Annotated in this window: 20 protein-coding genes; 4 read left to right on the top strand and 16 right to left on the bottom strand. The window is 29.0% G+C overall.

Translation table 11 applies throughout. The annotated features are described in order from the left end of the window. Window positions 1-27: 27 nt before the first annotated feature. Entirely contained in the window at window positions 28-549 is a 522-nt protein-coding gene (locus P8F83_RS05890) for a dihydrofolate reductase family protein (RefSeq protein WP_315115726.1), read from the bottom strand. 126 nt (window positions 550-675) lie between these two features. Between P8F83_RS05890 and P8F83_RS05885 the strand changes: the two genes are divergently transcribed. Beyond that, window positions 676-1623, top strand: coding sequence for a helix-turn-helix transcriptional regulator (locus tag P8F83_RS05885; protein WP_326513847.1), 948 nt, complete (start codon window positions 676-678; stop codon window positions 1621-1623). A gap of 64 nt (window positions 1624-1687) precedes the next feature. On the opposite strand, the gene P8F83_RS05880 is transcribed toward P8F83_RS05885, so the two are convergent. Beyond that, window positions 1688-2230 (bottom strand): hypothetical protein, encoded by a 543-nt coding sequence (locus P8F83_RS05880; protein WP_326513846.1) that lies wholly within the window; start codon window positions 2228-2230, stop codon window positions 1688-1690. A 226-nt stretch (window positions 2231-2456) separates the two neighbouring features. On the opposite strand from P8F83_RS05880, the gene P8F83_RS05875 reads away from it, so the two are divergent. Then, the gene (locus P8F83_RS05875) at window positions 2457-3704 is read left to right on the top strand and encodes a radical SAM protein (RefSeq protein ID WP_326513845.1); all 1248 of its coding nucleotides are present in this window, start codon (window positions 2457-2459) and stop codon (window positions 3702-3704) included. A gap of 195 nt (window positions 3705-3899) precedes the next feature. Here the strand turns inward: P8F83_RS05875 and P8F83_RS05870 are convergent, their stop codons facing one another. Next, window positions 3900-4541 (bottom strand): TetR/AcrR family transcriptional regulator, encoded by a 642-nt coding sequence (locus P8F83_RS05870; protein WP_326513844.1) that lies wholly within the window; start codon window positions 4539-4541, stop codon window positions 3900-3902. A gap of 172 nt (window positions 4542-4713) precedes the next feature. Between P8F83_RS05870 and P8F83_RS05865 the strand changes: the two genes are divergently transcribed. After that, a complete protein-coding gene (locus P8F83_RS05865) occupies window positions 4714-5631 on the top strand; it encodes an ABC transporter ATP-binding protein (protein WP_326513843.1) in 918 nt (305 codons plus the stop codon). Further along, window positions 5624-6421, top strand: coding sequence for an ABC transporter permease subunit (locus P8F83_RS05860; protein WP_326513842.1), 798 nt, complete (start codon window positions 5624-5626; stop codon window positions 6419-6421). The genes P8F83_RS05865 and P8F83_RS05860 overlap by 8 nt, the downstream gene beginning before the upstream one ends. Before the next feature lie 38 nt (window positions 6422-6459). Here P8F83_RS05860 and P8F83_RS05855 read toward each other — a convergent pair whose 3' ends face one another. The 13 genes from P8F83_RS05855 to P8F83_RS05795 form a co-directional block, all read right to left on the bottom strand. Then, window positions 6460-7896, bottom strand: a complete 1437-nt coding sequence (locus P8F83_RS05855; RefSeq protein WP_326513841.1) for a methyl-accepting chemotaxis protein — start codon at window positions 7894-7896, stop codon at window positions 6460-6462. A 104-nt stretch (window positions 7897-8000) separates the two neighbouring features. After that, the gene (locus P8F83_RS05850; RefSeq protein WP_021801783.1) at window positions 8001-8222 is read right to left on the bottom strand and encodes a NifU family protein; all 222 of its coding nucleotides are present in this window, start codon (window positions 8220-8222) and stop codon (window positions 8001-8003) included. Between the two features lie 62 nt (window positions 8223-8284). Next, window positions 8285-8719 (bottom strand): MarR family winged helix-turn-helix transcriptional regulator, encoded by a 435-nt coding sequence (locus P8F83_RS05845; protein WP_326513840.1) that lies wholly within the window; start codon window positions 8717-8719, stop codon window positions 8285-8287. Between the two features lie 147 nt (window positions 8720-8866). Then, window positions 8867-10027: a MerR family transcriptional regulator gene (locus tag P8F83_RS05840; protein WP_326513839.1), complete on the bottom strand. Its 1161-nt coding sequence runs from the start codon at window positions 10025-10027 to the stop codon at window positions 8867-8869. A gap of 179 nt (window positions 10028-10206) precedes the next feature. Continuing rightward, complete coding sequence (locus P8F83_RS05835) at window positions 10207-11622, bottom strand: glycoside hydrolase family 1 protein (RefSeq protein ID WP_326513838.1); 1416 nt, start codon at window positions 11620-11622, stop codon at window positions 10207-10209. A gap of 114 nt (window positions 11623-11736) precedes the next feature. Then, window positions 11737-13494 (bottom strand): 1-deoxy-D-xylulose-5-phosphate synthase, encoded by a 1758-nt coding sequence (locus tag P8F83_RS05830; protein WP_326513837.1) that lies wholly within the window; start codon window positions 13492-13494, stop codon window positions 11737-11739. 126 nt (window positions 13495-13620) lie between these two features. After that, on the bottom strand, window positions 13621-14484 hold the full coding sequence (locus P8F83_RS05825) for an alpha/beta fold hydrolase (protein ID WP_326513836.1): 864 nt from the start codon (window positions 14482-14484) through the stop codon (window positions 13621-13623). Between the two features lie 182 nt (window positions 14485-14666). Then, window positions 14667-15173: a DUF3189 family protein gene (locus P8F83_RS05820; protein WP_326513835.1), complete on the bottom strand. Its 507-nt coding sequence runs from the start codon at window positions 15171-15173 to the stop codon at window positions 14667-14669. Window positions 15174-15307: 134 nt separating this feature from the next. Continuing rightward, window positions 15308-16231, bottom strand: coding sequence for an exonuclease domain-containing protein (locus P8F83_RS05815; protein WP_326513834.1), 924 nt, complete (start codon window positions 16229-16231; stop codon window positions 15308-15310). Between the two features lie 178 nt (window positions 16232-16409). Continuing rightward, a complete protein-coding gene (locus P8F83_RS05810) occupies window positions 16410-16964 on the bottom strand; it encodes a DUF2812 domain-containing protein (RefSeq protein WP_326513833.1) in 555 nt (184 codons plus the stop codon). Continuing rightward, on the bottom strand, window positions 16964-17296 hold the full coding sequence (locus P8F83_RS05805; protein ID WP_326513832.1) for a PadR family transcriptional regulator: 333 nt from the start codon (window positions 17294-17296) through the stop codon (window positions 16964-16966). Before P8F83_RS05805 ends, P8F83_RS05810 begins: the two co-directional genes overlap by 1 nt. A 150-nt stretch (window positions 17297-17446) precedes the next feature. Beyond that, on the bottom strand, window positions 17447-18925 hold the full coding sequence (locus P8F83_RS05800) for a family 1 glycosylhydrolase (RefSeq protein ID WP_326513831.1): 1479 nt from the start codon (window positions 18923-18925) through the stop codon (window positions 17447-17449). 180 nt (window positions 18926-19105) lie between these two features. Further along, complete coding sequence (locus P8F83_RS05795) at window positions 19106-20308, bottom strand: cation:proton antiporter (protein WP_326513830.1); 1203 nt, start codon at window positions 20306-20308, stop codon at window positions 19106-19108. Window positions 20309-20334: the final 26 nt, after the last annotated feature.

Below are 20334 nucleotides of genomic sequence, written 5' to 3'. Positions count from 1 at the left end.
TTTTTCTTTTCAGTTGTCAAGGTCTTATTATCTCTTTGAGTACTTTAAGATTGTAATCCCATCTTCTATTAAATATTCATCAAGATGCAGTTGTATTGTGGGATTGTTTTGTAAAAATAATGGCCTTCCTTTGCCAAGTATAATTGGAATTATACCTATGATATACTCATCTATAATGTCAGCTTTAATAAAATGATCTACCAGAACTCCTCCACCAAAAAGATAAATATCCTTTCCCTCTTTCTTTTTTTCCTCTAGAATTACCTTGCATATATCTCCATTAATAAAATGTATGTTTTCTTTATCTTGAAGTTTTTGAGATGTAGCAATATAAACCTTCTTGTTTTTATATTCAAGATGCATGTTTTGATCAAAGCAATTTTTTCCCATAACTACCGTATCAACACCTTCAAGAAACTTACTAAAATCATGTTTTCCTGTATTTAATTTATGGTCTCCATCTCCAACAATCCACTCATAGGTACCATCTTCTGAAGCTATAAATCCATCTAAACTAATGGCTAGATTTAAAATTATTTTTCTTTCCATTTAAAAATCCTCCTTCACATGTTATAAATATTCTTTTCTATATGCTTTATAATTATGTTGATTTAATACATAATTAATTATAAGATATAAAAACTGACAACCTATGTCATATAAATGGAGGAACTAATGAGAGCAGACAGATTAATTTCCATACTCATGCTATTACAAATATATAAAAAGTTAACAGCTCTAGAATTGTCTAAAAAACTTGAGGTTTCTGTAAGAACAATTTATAGAGATATTGATTCATTAAGTGGTATAGGAATACCTATTGTAACGGAAAAAGGTATAAATGGAGGCATAACACTTTTAGGCAATTATAAGACTACCCTTACTGGAATAAATAGAAATGAGCTTCTCTCTTTATTTATTCCTACTGGAGATAAGATATTTGAAGATCTAGGAATAGAAAATCTTAAAAATACTACTATATTGAAGATTTTAGGAAACTCCTCACCTGATAATTATAAGGAATTTGAAAATTTTCAGAACTATATTTATATTGATATGAATACCTGGAATAATTCAAAAACTAGTACAAACAAAGATGTACTTTCTACATTACAAAAAGCTACATGGAGTTCAAAATCATTAAAGATGTGTTACAAAAAGATAGATGAAAAAAAAGAAATAACTATAAATCCTTTAGGCTTAGTTTGCAAAAGGAGTATCTGGTATCTAGTTGCTATAGATTGCGATACTATTAAAACCTACAAGATATCTTCTATTGAATCAGCTACTTTGACTAATGATAAATTTACAAGACCTTCAGAATTTAACTTAAAAAACTATTGGGAAAATTCTGTAAGTAAATTTAAAACTTTAATACCTAAATACAATTTCATCTTTAAAATTAATCCTAATATACTTGAAAGCATAAAAGAAAGGCCTTTTATAACAATAAAAGAAATTACTCATAGGGATGACGAGCCCCATCTTTATATAAGTTTTGATTCATTATGGCAAGGAATAGAATTTGCCTTTAGTTATGGTAAAGATATAAAAATTATAGAACCATTTGAAGCTATCACAGAAATTAAAAAGAAATCATTAGAGATAATTGATTTATATTAAAGATAGTATAAAACTCCTAAGATATATACTCTAGGTAAATCTTAGGAGTTAAAATAATCCCATTCTATATCTGCCAATATACATCAAACAACTTCCAATCAGAATCTTCTTTTTCTCTTGTAACTAAATAGTACCTAGTCCAACTTCCATTTCCCCATTGAGCCACAGCAGCATGTTTTGGATAATAAACTATATCATAATTTACTTCAATAACTTTATGTTCATAAGGATTGTATTCTCTTAATCTATCAATAAAACTATAATATTTATCCACTTGCTCTAAATCAGTATAATCTTTTTCATAAATTTCTTTTAAACTATTAATTGTTATTTTTCTAGGGTTAGCTTTCTCTGCCTTTCTTGATTTATGAATTTCAACTATATTTTCATTATCTACATAAATATCTTTAAGTTTTTCAAATTCATCAGTAATATCAAATCTAAATGAGTCTAAAACAATTTTCTCCTCTAAAGAGCTTGCTTTTATTTTTGACTTAAAATATCTCAGTTTATTATAAACAACTATTTCATACCTTCCTACAAAAAAATAATACCCACTCAAAAGAAGCAATATAATTATTAAAACTTTTTTCTTATTGCCATTCAATTATTTATCCCCCTTTAAATCAAAGCTGCCTTTATTATTAGTAATTTCATTATATATGAAAACCTTAACTTTTATAGTAATATAGGTATTTCTTAATCTTTTTTTAAGAATAATTTGGAATATTTTCTTTGATTATCTAGTTACCATATCGTAAAATTACACTATATTGTAACTATTTACTTTTTGAGTAATATGGAATTCTATAAAGACTAGAGGGGTGTTTTTAATGATTACAAGTTTACTAAGACTACTTTTTACTAAATCTCTAAAACCTTTTATTTTTACTAATGATAATAAGACTGAATTTAATACGGATGTACCCGAATTAGGTCTATATGTTCACATTCCTTTTTGTTTAACACTTTGTCCTTTTTGTCCCTATAACAAAGTTAAATATAATAAAAAACTAGTCTCCTCCTATAAAGATGCATTGATTAAAGAAATTGATATGGTTGGTAAATTAAATAAAAATGCGAATCAAATAAGCAGTGTCTATTTTGGTGGTGGCTCACCAGCACTTATGATTGATGAACTTTCTGATATATTTATTGCGCTTAAAAATAATTTAAATATAAAGTCCAATATAGGCATAGAGCTTCATCCACAGGATATTAATAATGATACTCTTTCAAAACTAAGAGAAATCGGTTTTGATATGATTAGTATAGGTATCCAATCATTTAATAAGAATACATTAAACACTTTAGGTAGAAGTTACATTGATGGTAGTGAGAAGGTTAAAATGGCTGCAACTTTTGATTTTACTACAATAGATGTAGATCTTATGTTTGGAATAGATGGACAAACTAAAGAGGATTTAAGAAGGGATTTTATTTCTGCCTTTACTTCAGGTGCAACTCAAGTTTCTACTTACCCATTTATTGATTTTTCCTATGCAAATAATAAAAGTACTCCATTAAAAAAAGGAGATAAAAAAGTTCTACTAAGAAGCCTTGAAGAAATTAGCGAGGAATTTAATTGCAGCAGAACAGCTGTATGGACCTTTGGTAAAAAAGATGCACCTAAATATTCATCTGTAACAAGAGATAACTTTATAGGTTTTGGATCAAGTGCTACTACTCTCTTAAAGGATTCCTTTAAAGTTAACACCTTTTCTGTAGAAGAATATATACATAGCTTAAATTCTAATAAAGTACCAACTGCTTTAACACTAAATTTCACAAAGAGAACCCGAGCACTATACTGGCTATTTTGGAATTCCTATACTTTAAAAATAAGTAAGGAAAATTTTAAAAATCTTTTTAATTTAGATTTAGATTCAATGTTTAAATTAGAATTAAGTCTTGGAAGAATTTTGGGTCTTATACGTAAAACAAATGATGGATATGAATTAACAGAAAAAGGCACTTATAAATACCATTTGATCGAACAAGCTTATACACATCAATATATTGATAAAACATGGAGTATATTAAGAAAAGATGCTTGGCCAGATAATATTAAATTATATTAATATTAAAAGATTATATTTTTAGTGTAACTTTTTACTTTTCTAATTGTTATATAGATGAAATGGGTGTTGAAGTTATTGATATGGATTTTTATAATTGGAATTAGAATTACTTTTGTTTTATAACTAAGCTGCTACAAAACTCAAATACTTAGTTTTGTAGCAGTTTATTTTTAAAAAGTTACTAATTATATATTTTTACTCCTGCATAGTAATTACTTTTTCATAAGATTTAAATAATCTGCTTCTTTCTTTTAAATTATCCTTATCTCCAAATATACCAAAGAAAAACAATTTACTTACTCCTAAAATATATTCAATGCTTGCATCTCCAGTTCCTGGATTAGATAAAGCTGCCCACATGGATATAAATGAAATTAGCGCATTAGTAGGTATAGCTGAGTCTATTACTCCCTCTATTTTTCCTTGGTCTATGTAATTTATTAAAAATGGCATTGATTCATTTACTAATTCATTATAAATTTGCTGCATTAAAGGATCTTCCCATACTTCTTTACTTAATATATCAGTTTCCATCATAGATGGAGTACTTTCAGCTGATAAGGAAAATAGTTCTTCTGATTTCTCAATGAAGGTTTTGTTTGATTCTATTATGTTTATAAAAGAACTAATATATTGGTCAAAATATATCTTTAAGGCTTCCCTTGCTAAATTATCTTTACTCTGAAAATAATTAAAAATTGTAACCTTGGAAACTTTTGCTGTTTTAGCTATATCTGAAACACTTGTGTTTGATATTCCGCTTCTTAAAAACATATCTAAAGCTGTATTTAAAATTAATTTCTTTTTTTCCTCAGTTCTTCTTTCGTATCCATTCATCATATCACCACCTATATTTATACGTATGTTTATTTAATTATACCACAATATATTTTGAACTTTAATATTAAATTAAGTTCAAAATATATTGACTTACTATAAAATCGAGAGTATTATGAACTCATAAGGTACTTTGGTTCAAAATCATATAATAAAGGGGGAATATATAACTATGAATGTTATTGAAATAAAACATTTAACTAAAGATTATGGAAGTGAAAAAGGAGTTTTTAATCTAGATATCTCAGTAAAAAAAGGGGAGGTATTCGGATTTCTAGGTCCAAACGGAGCTGGAAAGACAACTACTATAAGACATCTAATGGGGTTTATTCATCCAGACAAAGGAAGCTGTTCTATCAATGGTTTAAGCTGTAGCAAAGATAGTCATATAATTCAAAAGACTCTTGGTTATCTGCCTGGAGAAATTGCTTTCATGGATGATATGACTGGAATTAACTTCATTAAATTTATCTCAGAAATGAAAGGTGTTAAGGATTTTAGCCGTGCTCAGGAGCTAATCAATATGTTTAGTTTAGACCCGTCTGGAAAAATAAAAAAAATGTCCAAAGGGATGAAACAAAAAATTGGTATAGTTTGTGCTTTTATGAATAATCCAGATATTATTATTCTAGATGAACCAACTTCAGGTCTTGACCCACTTATGCAAAGCAAGTTCCTAGAGCTTATTTTATCAGAAAAGGAAAAGGGAAAAACAATTTTTATGTCATCTCATATTTTTGATGAAATTGAACGTACCTGTGACCGTACAGCGATTATTAAAAATGGTAAATTAGTAGCTATCGAAGATATGAAAACTCTCTCTAGCTCAAAACATAAATCGTATATTATAACCTTCTTAAATGAAGAAATGGCAAAAAACTTTATTAATGATGTGTTTAATGTAAAAGAAATAACTAAAAATCAAGTTACGGTATCTATAAAAGGTAAGGTTATGCCCCTTATACATGCTCTAGGGAAATATGAGGTGACAAGTTTAGATATTAAAACTCAAAGCCTTGAGGAATTATTTATGCACTACTATGGAGATATACAATCATCACACTACTATGGAGGTGAAAAAAATGATTAGTTTACCATTATTTAAACGTGAAATGAAGGCTAACTCAAAACTTCTTATGATTTTTATTTATATTTTAACATTATATATTTTAAGCATGATTTATCTTTATGATCCTGAAAAAAATAATATAATGGAACAGATGGTACAAGCCATGCCTGAGGTAATGAAAGCATTTGGTATGGTTTCAAGCGGTGGTTCACTTATTAGCTTTTTATCTTCTTATTTATATGGATTTATAATTTTGATGTTTCCTATTATATTTATTATAATTCTTGCAAATAAACTTGTGGCTGGCTATATGGATCGCGGATCAATGGCATATCTTCTTGCAACTCCTAATAAAAGAGTGAAAATTATTTTTACTCAAGCCTTATGTTTATGGGTTAATATGGCTATTCTTATAACTTATTCTACTGTTGCTATTATAGTTATTTCTGCATTTTTCCATTCTGGAACTCTTGATGTTAAGAAATTAATTGAGATTAACGTTTCAGTATTTATGCTTCACCTAGCTGTAAGTGGGATATGCTTTTTTGCTTCATGTATTAGTAATGATACTAAACTTTCTTTCTTAATTGGAGCAGGTATACCCGTTATATTTTATCTAATTCAGATGATAGCTAATATGGGTGGAAAACTTGAAAATCTGAAGTACTTTACACTATACACTCTATTTAATCCTAACGATATTATTACAGGAACAAACATCTTACTTCCTGTAATTGTACTTACAACAATCTCAATTATACTTTATAGCATTAGTATATTTATTTTTTCCAAAAGAGATTTACCTGTATAAGAAAAAGTCAGGCGTTATTGCCTGACTTTAAATATATACTAAATATCGAAGGCAGAAACATTTTTCTCTAATACCTTTGATATATTAACCAATTTTTTAGAAGTTATGGACATCTCATTTGTAATTGCTGCCTGCTCTTCTGTTGAAGCAGTTACTTCTTCTGATAAAGCTGTAATTGTTTGAGATTCAGAGGTTATTGATTCTACGGTTTTTAATATTCCATTACTTGTACCTACAGTTCCCTTTAAAACACTATGTACTTCATTAATTTCCTTAGGTATATCATTTACTCTTATAATTACCTGTTTGAATGCATCAATTGCTGTTTCTATATCTTGTCTACTTTCAGCAACTATATTAGTTACATGCTCTGTAGTATCATAAACATCATGGGTTTCTTTTGTTACAGTATTTACAAGATTAGCTATTCCCTTTGATGACATTAACACCTCTTCAGCAAGTTTTCTTATTTCATTTGCAACTACTGAAAATCCTTTTCCAGATTCGCCAGCTCTTGCTGCTTCAATTGAAGCATTCAATGCTAATAAATTTGTCTGAGATGCAACCCCATTTATGACATCAACAATTGAATTTATTTGAGATATCGTTTCATCTAGATTTTCAACTTTTGTTTTTGCAAGAGTAAATGAATTAAGCATTTCATCTACACTAGCGGAGAGATTATTAATTTTCTCTGCACCTGCATTTGCATCTTTTCTTATGTATTCTCCATCTTTAGACAATAGATTTAATTTATCATTTACTCCATTTAAGTCACTTGAAAAATTCTTAAGTAAGTTTACTGCCTCTTCAAGAGATTCTGTTTGTTTCATTCCACCTTGTGATACATTATTCACTGCTGATGCAATCTCTTCACTTGATAATGCTATTTGATTTCCTCCGCTAGATATGTTATTTGATATGTTACTTAAACTTTCAGATATAACTTTAATTTTTCTAACAAGTTCTCTCATGCTTTTTCTGGTTTTTGTACTAGCATTAGCAAGTTTCCCTATTTCATCATTACTATTAATAGTATATTCTACTGTAAAATCTCCCTCTCCTGCTTTTTCTATAGCATCTTTAATTATCTCTATAGGTTTTGCTATCCTTTTTCCAATTTGTAATGCAACTATGAAAGTTAGGGCTAATACTACAAACCCAAATATAATACTGTTAATTAAGCTTTTATGTATTTGTTCATTCATATGTTTTACTGATATACTATCTGTGGCATATATTACTTCCTGCATACTTTCATTATCAACATTGTCTAAACCTTCTATATTTGCTTTTATATTATTAACTAATGTTATCTCATCAGCTTTCATTTGATTTTCTATACCTTTTCTCATTTCAAAAGTAAAAAAGATCGTGCAAATAACTAATATTATTGCTGCTATTAAAGTAAAATTAAAAATCAATCTTTTTCTTATTGAATTAAAAACTAGCCTATTTTTTATTTTAGTAAACATAGTTTCCTCCCTAACCTAACCAAAATCACTAAAAATGTACTCGAACGTATTGATTTACTTTAAGTTGCATTTCCTTAACTTATGAAATACATCTTAAAATAATATTAAACCCCTATTACAGACTTAACTCCTGGTACTTCTTGTCTCAATCTATCTTCTATAACCATTTTAATAGTCATCATAGCTCCAGGACAATTCCCGCAAGCGCCTTGCATTTTAACACTTACAACTCCATCATTGCTGACACCAACAAATTCAACATCCCCACCATCATTTTGCAATATTGGTCTAATTTTATCTAATGATTTAATTATTAATTCTTTCATAAAAATACCTTCCTTCAACAATTATTCGTACGTGTACGTATAATATCTTCAAAAAAATACACCTATAGCATTTTTTTGATATTACTTAATGCACTATTGATATTATCTTCAAACACAACTTTTTCTTCTTGAGTAAAATCTTCTAATAACACATTTCGAAAATCTTCCTCTAGTTCTAAAATTCTTCTTTTTATGGGCATAGCATCCTCTTTTAAAATTATATGAATACTTCTTCTATCTTCATGGCATTCACATTTATTAATTAATCCTTGATTTTCATATTTATTAATAATATCTGATAGCGATGATTTAGATATATTCCATATGTTGGCTACTTCATTAAATAATAGTTTAGAACCATCTTCTGGTAGAATATGGAATAAAGTTATGTGATTTTGCAATATAGGTAAGCCCTCAGCTTTTATTTTTTTAATCATAAATTTATCAAAAGTTTCACTAATCATATTAATCTTTCCCATAATGCATTTCTTATCCATTCTCAACACCTCATTCGTTCGAGTACGAATTAATTATAGAATTTATATTCTTTCTTGTCAACATATTATTTTATTCAATATTTGACGCTTCCTTAATTCATAAAAGGAAACTCAAAATAAGTTTCCTTTATTACAAATATAATCTTTTTAGTTTTTACGTTTATCTGCATATACTTTAAAGGCTTCACCTATAAATCTTGATGTTCCTTCTCCATATTTATCATCAGTAACTTTTATCCATATATCGTTATTTAAATAAAGATCAGACATATATGCCCAATGATTTTCGCCTTGATCTATTTTGTATATTTTATTACTTTTATCTGTTTCATAAGCTATTTCATTAATAATTTTTTGGATTTCAGAAGATGATGGATCTTTAGTTAAATCCGAAACTAAATTATCATATAAGGTTTCTATTTTAGGTTTTTTACCACCTAAGTTTATTTCTAGTACTTGACCTATGAATTTTGATGCCCCAATACCATATTTATTATCAACATCTTTTATCCATTCTTCATTAATTAGAAATAGCTTAATCATATAGAACCAATGCTCATCTCCAATTTCATCTTCAAAAATTTTATAATTCTTTTTTACAGTTTTGGTTATTGCATCGGCAATTACTTGAATTTCTTTTGATGAAGTGCCTTTTTTTAAATCTTCTAAAAGTTTTTTAAACAACCTTGCTAGTTCTGGATTTGTATCCTCTAGGAGTTCCTTTTTAAATGCGGCATATTGCTCAGATAAAATTAAAAGATCACTATTAAGATTTTGCTTTACTGCTTTAGCATACTTTTCTATACTTCCATACTCTTTTATAGCCATATCAGCTATTTCATCTTCTTTTGATCTTATTTTTTCAATCATTTCATCATATTTATCCATGCTACCATATACCTTAATTATCTTATCTTCATCCTTTTTGAATTCATCAAGAACATTAAAGTATTCACTCATATCAAATTCTTTAAAACTCATTTCACTCTCTCCTTTTATAGTTCTATTTATTAGTTTTATCAAATCATTTAATCTATTCCTCTTTAAAATAAGAAGCTTTTTTTGATTTTCTAAAACCTTTGATCTATTAAACCTTGGATTATCTATGAGTTTTTTAACTTCTTTAAGGGGTATATCGAGTTCTTTAAAAAATAAAATTTGTTGAAGAGTTTCTAATGCCTCATCATCATAAAGTCTGTATTTCGCTTCTGTAGTTAAAGTTGGCTTTAACAAACCTATCTCATCATAATAATGAAGCATCCTAACACTTATGCCTGTCAAATCCGAAACTTGTTTTACTGTTCTCATAAATATTCCTCCAAGTTTGATTATAGAGCTTTAATATTCTCTAAACTTTGCCGGCAATGAGTTTTCAATTTCTAAGCTCTAAGTATAGATTACACTATGACATCATGTTAGGGTCAATAGTTTTTTCAAAAAAAGCAACTGATATAACCTCAGTTGCTTTTTAAAAATTCTATTTAATATTATCTTCTTTTTAAACTTTCTCCATTGGTTGCTATAACTTCTTTATACCAGTTAAAGCTCTTCTTTTTGTATCTATCCAAAGTTCCACTTCCATCATCATGTCTATCAACATAGATAAAGCCATATCTCTTTTTAAGCTCTGCTGTTGATGCACTTACAAGGTCAATACATCCCCAAGTAGTATATCCCATAAGTTCTACACCGTCTTCTATAGCTTCTCCCACTTGAACTAAATGATCATTTAAATAATTAATTCTGTAGTCATCATTTACAGTTTTATTTCCATTCTCATCTGTAATTAGTTCGTCTACTGCTCCAAGTCCATTTTCTACAATGAAAAGTGGTTTTTCATATCTGTCATATAGAACGTTAAGTATATATCTTAGACCTTCCGGATCTATTTGCCATCCCCAGTCACTAGCTTTTAGGTATGGATTTGGAACTCCCCCAATAATGTTCCCTTTTCCAGCTTTTTTACTTTCATCAGCTGTTGCGCAAGCACTCATGTAATAGCTGAAGGATATAAAATCAACTGTATTTTTTAGGATTTCCTCATCACCTGGTTCCATATCAATAACAATATTATTTTCTTTAAAATATCTATTCATATATCTAGGATATCTACCTCTAGCATGAATATCTGCAAAGAAAAGATTAGATCTATCTGCTTCCAAAGCCTTTAGTACATCAGCTGGATTAGGTGTTAATGGATAATTAGGCACTCCTAATATCATACAACCTACCTTTAAACTTGAATCTATTTTATGAGCTATTTTAACTGCTGAAGCACTAGCAACTAATTCGTGATGCATTGCTTGATATAAGTCTTTTTTGCTTAGTTTATCTTTTGGTGTTAAGATTCCTCCACTCATATAAGGTGCATGTAGAGCTGAATTTATTTCATTAAATGTAAGCCAGTATTTAACCTTACCTTTGTATCTATTAAATAGTACTGTTACATAATTTTCAAAAAATCCAACTAGCCTTCTATCTTTCCATCCATCATAATTTTTAGCTAGAGCTAATGGCGTTTCATAGTGTGATATAGTGACAAGTGGTTCTATACCATATTTTAAACACTCATCAAAAACTTTATCATAAAATTCTAAACCTTTTTCGTTTGGTTCTTTGTCATCTCCATTTGGAAATATTCTAGACCATGCTATGGATAATCTAAAAACTTTAAATCCCATTTCAGCAAATAACTTTATATCTTCTGCATATCTATGGTAAAAATCTATTCCTATTAATTTCATATTGTCTTCTGTTGGTTCATCAGTTATACCACCCATAATTCCCTTAGGGTAAACATCTTGAATTGATAACCCTTTACCATCTTCATTATATGCTCCTTCAAATTGGTTCGCAGCAGTAGCGCCACCCCATAAGAAATCATTTGGAAACTTAATTGTCATATTCATTTCTCCCATCTAAACTGTAATTATTTTTCAACAAATTAGTTCACTTGTTTACAATTATAATTATACAGTCTTTAATGAGGATATTTTTTCATATTTTGAAACTTGGTTTTAGGCTAATATGTTTTTTATATCTTCAACTATTAAATCGTCAGTTAGATGATAGCGCTTGAAAAGTTCCTTTATATCAACCTTATCTGTAAACTCTTTTGTTGCACCAAAGTTTAGGACCTTCATATCTTTAGCACCATAAAATCTTGTTATCTTTTCTCCAAAGCCACCATCAAGTATTCCATCTTCTAAAGTTATAACAACTTCGTGATTAGCCATAAGTTCAGTTAACATATCTTTATCTATTCCTGTTATAAATCTTGGATTAATTAGTGTTGCATCTATATTCATAGTATCTTTTAGCTTTGCTTTTACTTTTTCTCCAAGCTCAAAGAATGCTCCAAGTGCTATTATTGCAACTTTGCTTCCCTCACTTACTTTTTTATAAGTGTTTAACTTAGAAAAATCAGCTAAAACTTTTTCTCCTGTTGATATAACCCCTTTTCCTGGCACTTTTATTGCAACTGGGTGTTCATTTTGCTCCAAGCCCCATTCCATCATGCTTATGTATTCTTCTTTTGTTGTCGGAGCAAGGTAAACTATATTAGGAATATTCGATATTAAAGGGATATCAAATATGCTTAGGTGAGTTACATCTGAGCCGCTAATTCCACCACCTTGTACAAGTATTAAAGCCGGATTATTATTAATTGCTAAATCTTGTGACAATTGATCATATGTTCTTTGTACAAATGAACTCATAACTGATACAACAGGTTTTCCCCCTTGAGATGCTATACCTGAAGCTAAAGCAATTGCATGTTCCTCTGCTATTCCAACATCTACAAATTGATCTTTAAATTCATATCTAAATTTATTAAATCCACCCATAGGTGTTCCAGGAGATATTCCAACGATACGACTATCTTTTTTTGCTTTTTCAATCAGGAAGTTGTCTGTAATATCCCCATAATTTTCTCTCGAACTTGTAAATAGTGGTTTTTTAGTTTCTAAATCAAAAGGTGCAGACCAGTGAAACGCTTCTTTATTAATTTCAGCGTCTTTATATCCTTTACCTTTTATAGTGTTCATATGAACAACTACTGGGTGATCTATATCTTTAACCTTTGAAAACACCTCAATTAAAGATTCTATATCATGACCATCTTTAACAAAGTGATATTCAAAACCTAAAGCTTTAAAGAAATTATCTTCAGCCTTTCCTTCTGTTTCACGAAGCTTAGCTAGATTTTTATACAGTCCACCATGATTTGTGGCTATGGACATGTCATTATCATTTACTAATATAATTATATTTTTTCCTGATGCACTTGCATTATTAAGACCTTCATAAGCTTCTCCCCCACTTAAGGAACCATCCCCTATAACAGCTATAATATTTTCTTTATCACCCTTTATATCACGTGCTTTAGCAAGACCACAAGCTAAGCTTACTGAAGTTGATGTATGACCAACTATAAAAAAGTCATGTTCACTTTCTACGTGTGAAGTGTATCCTGTTATAGAATCAAATTTATCCTTTTCTATAAATCCATGTTTTCTACCAGTTAATATCTTATGAGGATATGACTGATGGGAAACGTCATAAACTATCTTATCTACTGGTGAATTAAAAACATAATGTAATGCTATTGTTGCCTCAACCATTCCTAAGTTAGGTCCAAAATGTCCACCAGTTTGACTAACTTTATTTATTACTGCATCTCTTACTTCTCCTGCCAATGTGTATAACTGCTCTTTATTTAATTGCTTTAAATCCCTTGGGGAATTTATGTTGTTCAAAATATTTAAGTTCATATTTTCTCTCCTAACTTTGATTTACTTTTATATTAGGTAATTATACTCCTTGAAGTTAACTCTAAGTCAATAGTTTTTTCAGACTAAGTTCCTAAAATAAAAAACTAAATCAAAAACTATTATGACTTATATATCTTCATTTAAAAATTTTCTTATTTCATCTCCTTGATTAATTAAAGAATGACCTTCATTAGGAAAGAATTTTACCATAGCATGTCCTAACAATGATTTTAAACGTTTTGTTGTCTTTTCTGAATGTAGCATAATATCTTTCCCACCTACAAATACTGCAACAGGCATTGTTAGTTTTAATATTTCTTCATCTCTAAATAGAGGAATAGTCTCCTTTCTAAAGTTAAAGTGTTTCGCAATTAATTTTTGATAATTTAACATTACCTGTGGTATAAGTTTGTCCCCATTAATTCTATAGTACAATTTATCTATTCCTCTTTCTCCTAATAACATATAGAATAAAGATTTAAAAATAAATGACTTTTTTTGAGGACCTATTCCTGCTGGACAAAGCAAAGCAAGTTTATTTACCTTTTGTGGATATTTAATAGAAAATTTTGCTCCTAACCATGCGCCTAATGAAATTCCAACAATACTTGACTTTTCTATGGATAGAGCTTCAAAAACATCCTTAAGCCAATTTGATAAATCATCTCCTACAAGCGATAGTTGAGTTTCAATACTTTTTCCTGGCTCTCCAGGCATATCTATTGCATATACTCTATAATTTTCTGAATACTTTTCCATCTCTTTGATCCACATAACAGAATTCATACCGCTTCCATGAAGTAATATAAGTGGTGGTAAGTCTTTTTCTCCATTAGCTATAATAAAAGTCTTTCCATAAGTTGTTTCAATATAAATTTCTTCATGACTAACCCCAGATTCATTAATTATTGATTCATAATATTTCAAAACTTCATTTTTACCTTCTTTAGATTTAAATGCAGTTTGCATCTTAACATTTTTATCTTTCATAAATACACATCCTTATTATTTATTTTCTATACCTATTATATTGCACTTTGTTTATATTGTAAATATTTTTACTGCTATTTATTAAACTTTATTGCTATTTATTTCTTCTTATTGATTAATTAAGTTAAAAATATAAAAGTATGTACTGACATTTCACATCAATACATACTTAAAATTTATATTTACTTAAATTCTTTATTATTTAAAACAATAACATCTGATTTACATTCTTTAGCAACCTTAACTGTGTGATTTACAAGTTGTATTATATTCTTGTATGATTGTTTTGCTCCCCTTACAATCAATGGTACTCCTACAGAATCAATTTTTAATAATCTTGAAAATAATCCACCAAAAGTCATTGCTAATGGAACAGTTGGTGATGTATTTGAAAATATAATTTTCTCATTCAATACTTTTTGCATATGAAGCATAGAAGTTAGATTATACAATCCTGGAATCAATTTTTTTGAATTTCCTCTACCTACAGTATAAACTTTGTTTCCATCTTGATCAATTCCATGATAAAAAAGCTCTCCACGATCCTTATAAGATAATTTATTAAAGTTAGGCAGATTCAATATTTCATCTTTAGTTGGTTCTCGATTTTCATTTAGCATTTTTAAGTGATAAGCAATTGCTAAAACAGATGAATGAGTTCCTCCATAGCAATTATATATATATATCATTTAAATCACCTAATTCCGTATTTTTTGCTTATTTTTACTATTGTAGTGTGTGCATTATATCTTAATATTAAACATACATTAGGGAATTATTTTTTAGTTCAACATTACTCTAGCTATGTTTTTAATAAAACTGTCTATCGATACATACTTAAAAATTTTTCTTCGTCAATTATCTTAATCTTCTGCCAAAATTTATTTAAATCAGTGGCTCTTCTAAGTTTAGTACTCATTTCGCCTCTAGTTAAAGATTCTATATCCTTCATATTTGTAACTAATATGGTTGTACTTTTAGTTACAGAACTACCTGAACTTCCCCCTAGATTTTTAACTGTTCTCATAGCTTCATCTCTTGACATAGAATTTAATTTGCCAGTAAAAACTACGACTTCATTTTTAAAAGCATCTTTATTTAAGTTCTTTAGTGCACTTTCTTTTTTCTTAATAGAAATTTTATTAGATATCTTTATACCCTTCCCTTTAGTAGATGATGGCGTATATCCATTACTATCTACAGTTCCTATGGTTACTCCTAGCAATCTTGATATTTCATCAATGTCTCTGCAATCCAATTCCGCTGATATATTGTTAAGTATATTACTACAAGCTAAAGCGTCATATAAAGCATCATGGTGCTTAAATTCATATCCTAAAAAATCATTTACTGTATTTAATTTTGAGTTTTCAATTTCTTTATAAAAGTTTTTTGCAAGCTTCATTGTACAGACGTATTTAAAGCTCGGAAGTTCAATATTATAAAGTTCTGCACTATTTCTAAGAACTGATATGTCAAAAGAAGCATTATGAGCTATTACCAAACTATTATTAAAATGATGTCCAATCTTATCCCATATTATATCAAACTCTGGTTCATCCATAACCATTGACGGTCTTATCCCATGAATTCCAATATTTATTGGCATAAATCTCATTTCTTTTGGTTTTATTAAATGATGAATCTTCTCCACTATTTCACCATTTTTTACAACAACCACTCCTATTGAACAGGGACTGTTTCTTTTTTCATTTGCAGTTTCAAAATCTATCGATATATAATTCATTTATTTTCTCCAGTGTTTTATATTATATCTTATTTTAAAATAATAACGCCTTGCTCTCAAGAGCATTTTCATTACTTAACTAAAGTATCACCTCTTTTATTACAATTTTTTAAATTTGAAATGTCCGAACATTTTAAGCTAATAAATATAAGAGGCAGTAATACTTACCTCCAAATAATTATAGATTTTTATCTATTAAACCTTTGTTTTTAAAATAATATTTATAGTTCTTTATTATTGGAATTACTTTTGTCATTGCAAGCATATACCAAGCAAACATAAATATCATATTTTTAATATCATATGCTACAAAAAATCTTGGCATATAATTAACTGTAGTAATAACAAGCAATAAAATACATACAACTAACATTGGTTTTGATTCTTTTATAAATTCTTTATTACGTCTTTCAATTTCTTCTATATTATTAAATGCGTTTGGTCTTTCTTCCTCATATTCTACTTTCCATAAAAAAATATCTTTATTTTTATAAACTAATTCCCATCCAAAGTCAGAATAAACTTTCTCATAATATTTACTAGGACGATCAACATAATCTTCACAATAATCTAAACAATATCTAAGCTTTTTAGAAATATCTTTTGTAAATATATGAGTTTTATTTTTTATTTCTGATAGCTTCCAACCTTTTAATTGAAGGTCCTCTAACCACAGTTCATATTCAACAAAATTTAATATATTTATTTTTCTTTTCTTGAATAATTTATCCATTATTTACTCCTTTCTAATAAAAGTATTCCATTGCGATTTAATTCATTGAGTCTATTTACTTCCATCTCCAATATTTCTCTTCCTAATTCAGTTGTTTTGTAAATCTTTCTTCTATCTTCAACTTTTACTGATTTAATTAGCCCATCTATTTCTAGCCTTGAGATGCTTTTGTAAATTGTTCCTGCACCTAAAGTTAACCTTTTGTTTGTTATTTCCTCAACGTGCTGCATTATTCCATATCCATGTTTCTCTTCAACTAATGAAAGAAGAATATAATACATTGTTTCTGTCATTGGAATATATACTTTTACCGCATTTTGTAAGGTTACCATTAATTCACCTTCTCCATTTTTCTACTTCTTTATATTAAAATTATATTCCGTTGGAATATATTCTGTCAACATATACTTCCTCAAATCAATTAATAAAATTTCATAAAAAATAGGAGACATTAATATGCCTCCTATTGAAATAACTATATTTTATAATTTTTCCCCATTTGATTCAATACATTTTTTATACCAGAAGAAAGAATCTTTTCTACTTCTATTGTAAGTTCCATTTCCTTTATCATCACGATCAACATAAATCATACCATAACGTTTCTTCATTTCACCAGTACCAGCACTTACTAAGTCAATACAGCCCCATGGAGTGTAACCCATTAAGTCTACACCATCAAGTTCTATAGCTTCTTTCATTGCTTTTACATGTTCACGAAGATAATCTATTCTGTAGTCATCATGGATACTCCCATCTTCTTCTACCTTATCTACAGCACCTAATCCATTTTCAACTATCCAAAGTGGTAAATGATAACGCTCATATAAAGTATTTAAAGCTATTCTTAAACCTGTTGGATCAATAGACCAACCCCAGTCACTTGATTTTAAATATGGATTTTTTGCTCCCATTGAGAAGTTTCCACCTTCAGATTCTGCATCTTTTTTAGACGTACTAACATGAGATGAATAACATGAGAAACCTATAAATGAAACTGTTCCTTCTTTTAGTTCATCTAAATCCCCTGGTTCCATTTCAACTTTTACACCAAGTCTTTCATATTCTTTAAGTTTATATTCTGGATAATATCCTCTAGCTTGCACATCTGTATAGAAATGTGTTTTTTGGATATTTTTCATTGCTTCTAATTGATCTAATGGATTGCAAGTTTCAGCATAATTAGAACCATATGCAATCATAAGTCCAACCATCATGTTTGGATCAATTTCTTTAGCTGCTTTAACTACTCTAGCACTTGCCAAAAATTGATGATGAACAGCCTGAGCTTTACTTTGCTCATCAAACTTCATAACTCCACCAGCCATAAACGGCATCATTCCCATTATGTTAATTTCATTAAAAGTCATCCAGTACTTAACTTTTCCTTTATATCTTGTGAAAACAGTTCTACATAGAGTTTCATAAAAATCAACTACTCTACGATCAAGCCATCCACCATATTTTATTGAAAGATTTAATGGTGTTTCATAATGCGAAATAGTTACTAGTGGCTCTATTCCATATTTTTTACATTCGTCAAAAACATTTTCATAGAATTTTAATCCTTCTTCATTAGGTTGAGCATCATCACCATTTGGGTAAATACGTGCCCAATTTAATGATAATCTAAAACATTTAAAACCCATTTCCGCAAATAAAGCTATATCTTCTTTATAATGATGATAGAAGTCAGTAGCCTCATGACTTGGATAATAATATTCATCAAGAATTGCAGGTTCTACTCCTTCTGGAAATACCATTGGTTTTAGAAAGCTAATTTCCAAATACCCAGTTTCACCTGTGTTTGGATTACGCCATGTTATTTTTCTAGGTACAGTGTGACTACCTTCAGTCAACACGTCACTTGTATTTAAACCCTTACCGCCTTCTTTATATCCACCTTCATATTGGTTTGCAGCTGTAGCTCCACCCCATAAAAAATTCTTTGGAAAACTCATAATACACCATCCTTCAAAAGTTTTGTTTATATTTTTGTTTGTCTTATTGAGTATTATAAACCTTTACAAATGACTATAGTTTTCTAAATATGAAAATTTTATTCATAAAGTATATACTTATATCTGTAATCTTTAAAAAGAGGCCCCTCTTATCTATTAAGAGATTCCTCCTTTAAATATCTATGCTATTTTTATTTTATCCTCTTCTACATCTAAAAGACTTCTTGATGATGTACTTATGGCAATTGCTCCAAGTGGGGCTGTAATTATTATTGATAGTACTGCTATTGCTAAAATTACATCTCCTGATTGAACTCCCATAGATAATGGTATTGCACCCATTGCAGCTTGAACTGTTGCCTTTGGAATATAAGAAATCACACAAAAAATTCTTTCCTTCCAATTAAAATCAGTTCCTAACATCGAAATTATTACTCCTATACTTCTTCCTATTAATCCTATAAATATTACCACTATCCCCATAGCTCCTGCATTAACTGCTACGTTTATATTAACTTGGGCTCCCACTAATACAAAAAGAAGTATTTCTGCAAATACCCAAACTTTATTTAATTTTGCTGATAATCTTTTACCTACCTTTGGTATTTTCTCTAGAATTATGAATCCGATAATCATAACTCCCAAAAGTCCAGCTATCTCGACCTTATTTTTGAGTGAATTTTCTAAAGTCGTGAGCATTATAGCTGTTCCAACTATAAGTAATAACTTCTTTGTATCTCTAATGTGATACTTTTTAAATGCCCACATCATTATAAATCCAATAATAGTTCCAATAGCAATTCCTAAAACTATTGAAACTGGAATTTCTAATAACTTTACACCTATATTTACATGGCTTCCACTGTATAAACCTAAAAAGGTCGTAAAGATGGTTATAGCAAAAACAGTATCAATTGATGCACCTGCTAATATCAATGTTGGAATTCCTTTTTTTGTTCCAATTTTATTTTCAATGAAATTAATCATCTGTGGAACCACTACAGCTGGTGATACTGCTGCAATAATAAACCCTAATAAACCTCCTTGTATAAATGAAAATCCTAAAAACTTAGTTGATGCAAAAGTTATAAAAAATCCTTCAATAAGGCTAGGTATCCAACCCATTTTTATTACGATTTTTCCAACTTTTTTTAAATCTTCTACACCTACGCCAAATCCTGCTCTAAGAAGTATGATTATTAGTGCTATTTTACGAAAATCTGCTGATGCATTTAGAATATCTGGCTGCAATAAATTAAAGCCGTAAGGACCTAAAATTACTCCTAAGATGAGCATTCCTAATAATCCAGGCATCTTTAATTTCGTAAAAAGAGTATTTGCTAGTATCCCTAGTAAAATTATAATTGCTAAACTTGTTGCCATTTTTTCTCCTCCAATTTTTGGGTAAA

The sequence above is a fragment of the Clostridium intestinale genome (genome assembly GCF_035905475.1).
Lineage (GTDB): Bacteria > Bacillota > Clostridia > Clostridiales > Clostridiaceae > Clostridium_T > Clostridium_T intestinale.
This window is presented reverse-complemented; position numbering and strand designations above follow the sequence as displayed.

Coding starts and splice junctions, on each gene's coding strand:
- P8F83_RS05890 (WP_315115726.1), bottom strand. CDS start 549: ATGGAAAGAAAAATAATTTTAAATCTAGCCATTAGTTTAGATGGATTT.
- P8F83_RS05885 (WP_326513847.1), top strand. CDS start 676: ATGAGAGCAGACAGATTAATTTCCATACTCATGCTATTACAAATATAT.
- P8F83_RS05875 (WP_326513845.1), top strand. CDS start 2,457: ATGATTACAAGTTTACTAAGACTACTTTTTACTAAATCTCTAAAACCT.
- P8F83_RS05870 (WP_326513844.1), bottom strand. CDS start 4,541: ATGAATGGATACGAAAGAAGAACTGAGGAAAAAAAGAAATTAATTTTA.
- P8F83_RS05865 (WP_326513843.1), top strand. CDS start 4,714: ATGAATGTTATTGAAATAAAACATTTAACTAAAGATTATGGAAGTGAA.
- P8F83_RS05860 (WP_326513842.1), top strand. CDS start 5,624: ATGATTAGTTTACCATTATTTAAACGTGAAATGAAGGCTAACTCAAAA.
- P8F83_RS05855 (WP_326513841.1), bottom strand. CDS start 7,896: ATGTTTACTAAAATAAAAAATAGGCTAGTTTTTAATTCAATAAGAAAA.
- P8F83_RS05850 (WP_021801783.1), bottom strand. CDS start 8,222: ATGAAAGAATTAATAATTAAATCATTAGATAAAATTAGACCAATATTG.
- P8F83_RS05845 (WP_326513840.1), bottom strand. CDS start 8,719: ATGGATAAGAAATGCATTATGGGAAAGATTAATATGATTAGTGAAACT.
- P8F83_RS05840 (WP_326513839.1), bottom strand. CDS start 10,027: ATGAGAACAGTAAAACAAGTTTCGGATTTGACAGGCATAAGTGTTAGG.
- P8F83_RS05835 (WP_326513838.1), bottom strand. CDS start 11,622: ATGACAATTAAGTTTCCAAATGATTTCTTATGGGGTGGCGCTACTGCT.
- P8F83_RS05830 (WP_326513837.1), bottom strand. CDS start 13,494: ATGAACTTAAATATTTTGAACAACATAAATTCCCCAAGGGATTTAAAG.
- P8F83_RS05825 (WP_326513836.1), bottom strand. CDS start 14,484: ATGAAAGATAAAAATGTTAAGATGCAAACTGCATTTAAATCTAAAGAA.
- P8F83_RS05820 (WP_326513835.1), bottom strand. CDS start 15,173: ATGATATATATATATAATTGCTATGGAGGAACTCATTCATCTGTTTTA.
- P8F83_RS05815 (WP_326513834.1), bottom strand. CDS start 16,231: ATGAATTATATATCGATAGATTTTGAAACTGCAAATGAAAAAAGAAAC.
- P8F83_RS05810 (WP_326513833.1), bottom strand. CDS start 16,964: ATGGATAAATTATTCAAGAAAAGAAAAATAAATATATTAAATTTTGTT.
- P8F83_RS05805 (WP_326513832.1), bottom strand. CDS start 17,296: ATGGTAACCTTACAAAATGCGGTAAAAGTATATATTCCAATGACAGAA.
- P8F83_RS05800 (WP_326513831.1), bottom strand. CDS start 18,925: ATGAGTTTTCCAAAGAATTTTTTATGGGGTGGAGCTACAGCTGCAAAC.
- P8F83_RS05795 (WP_326513830.1), bottom strand. CDS start 20,308: ATGGCAACAAGTTTAGCAATTATAATTTTACTAGGGATACTAGCAAAT.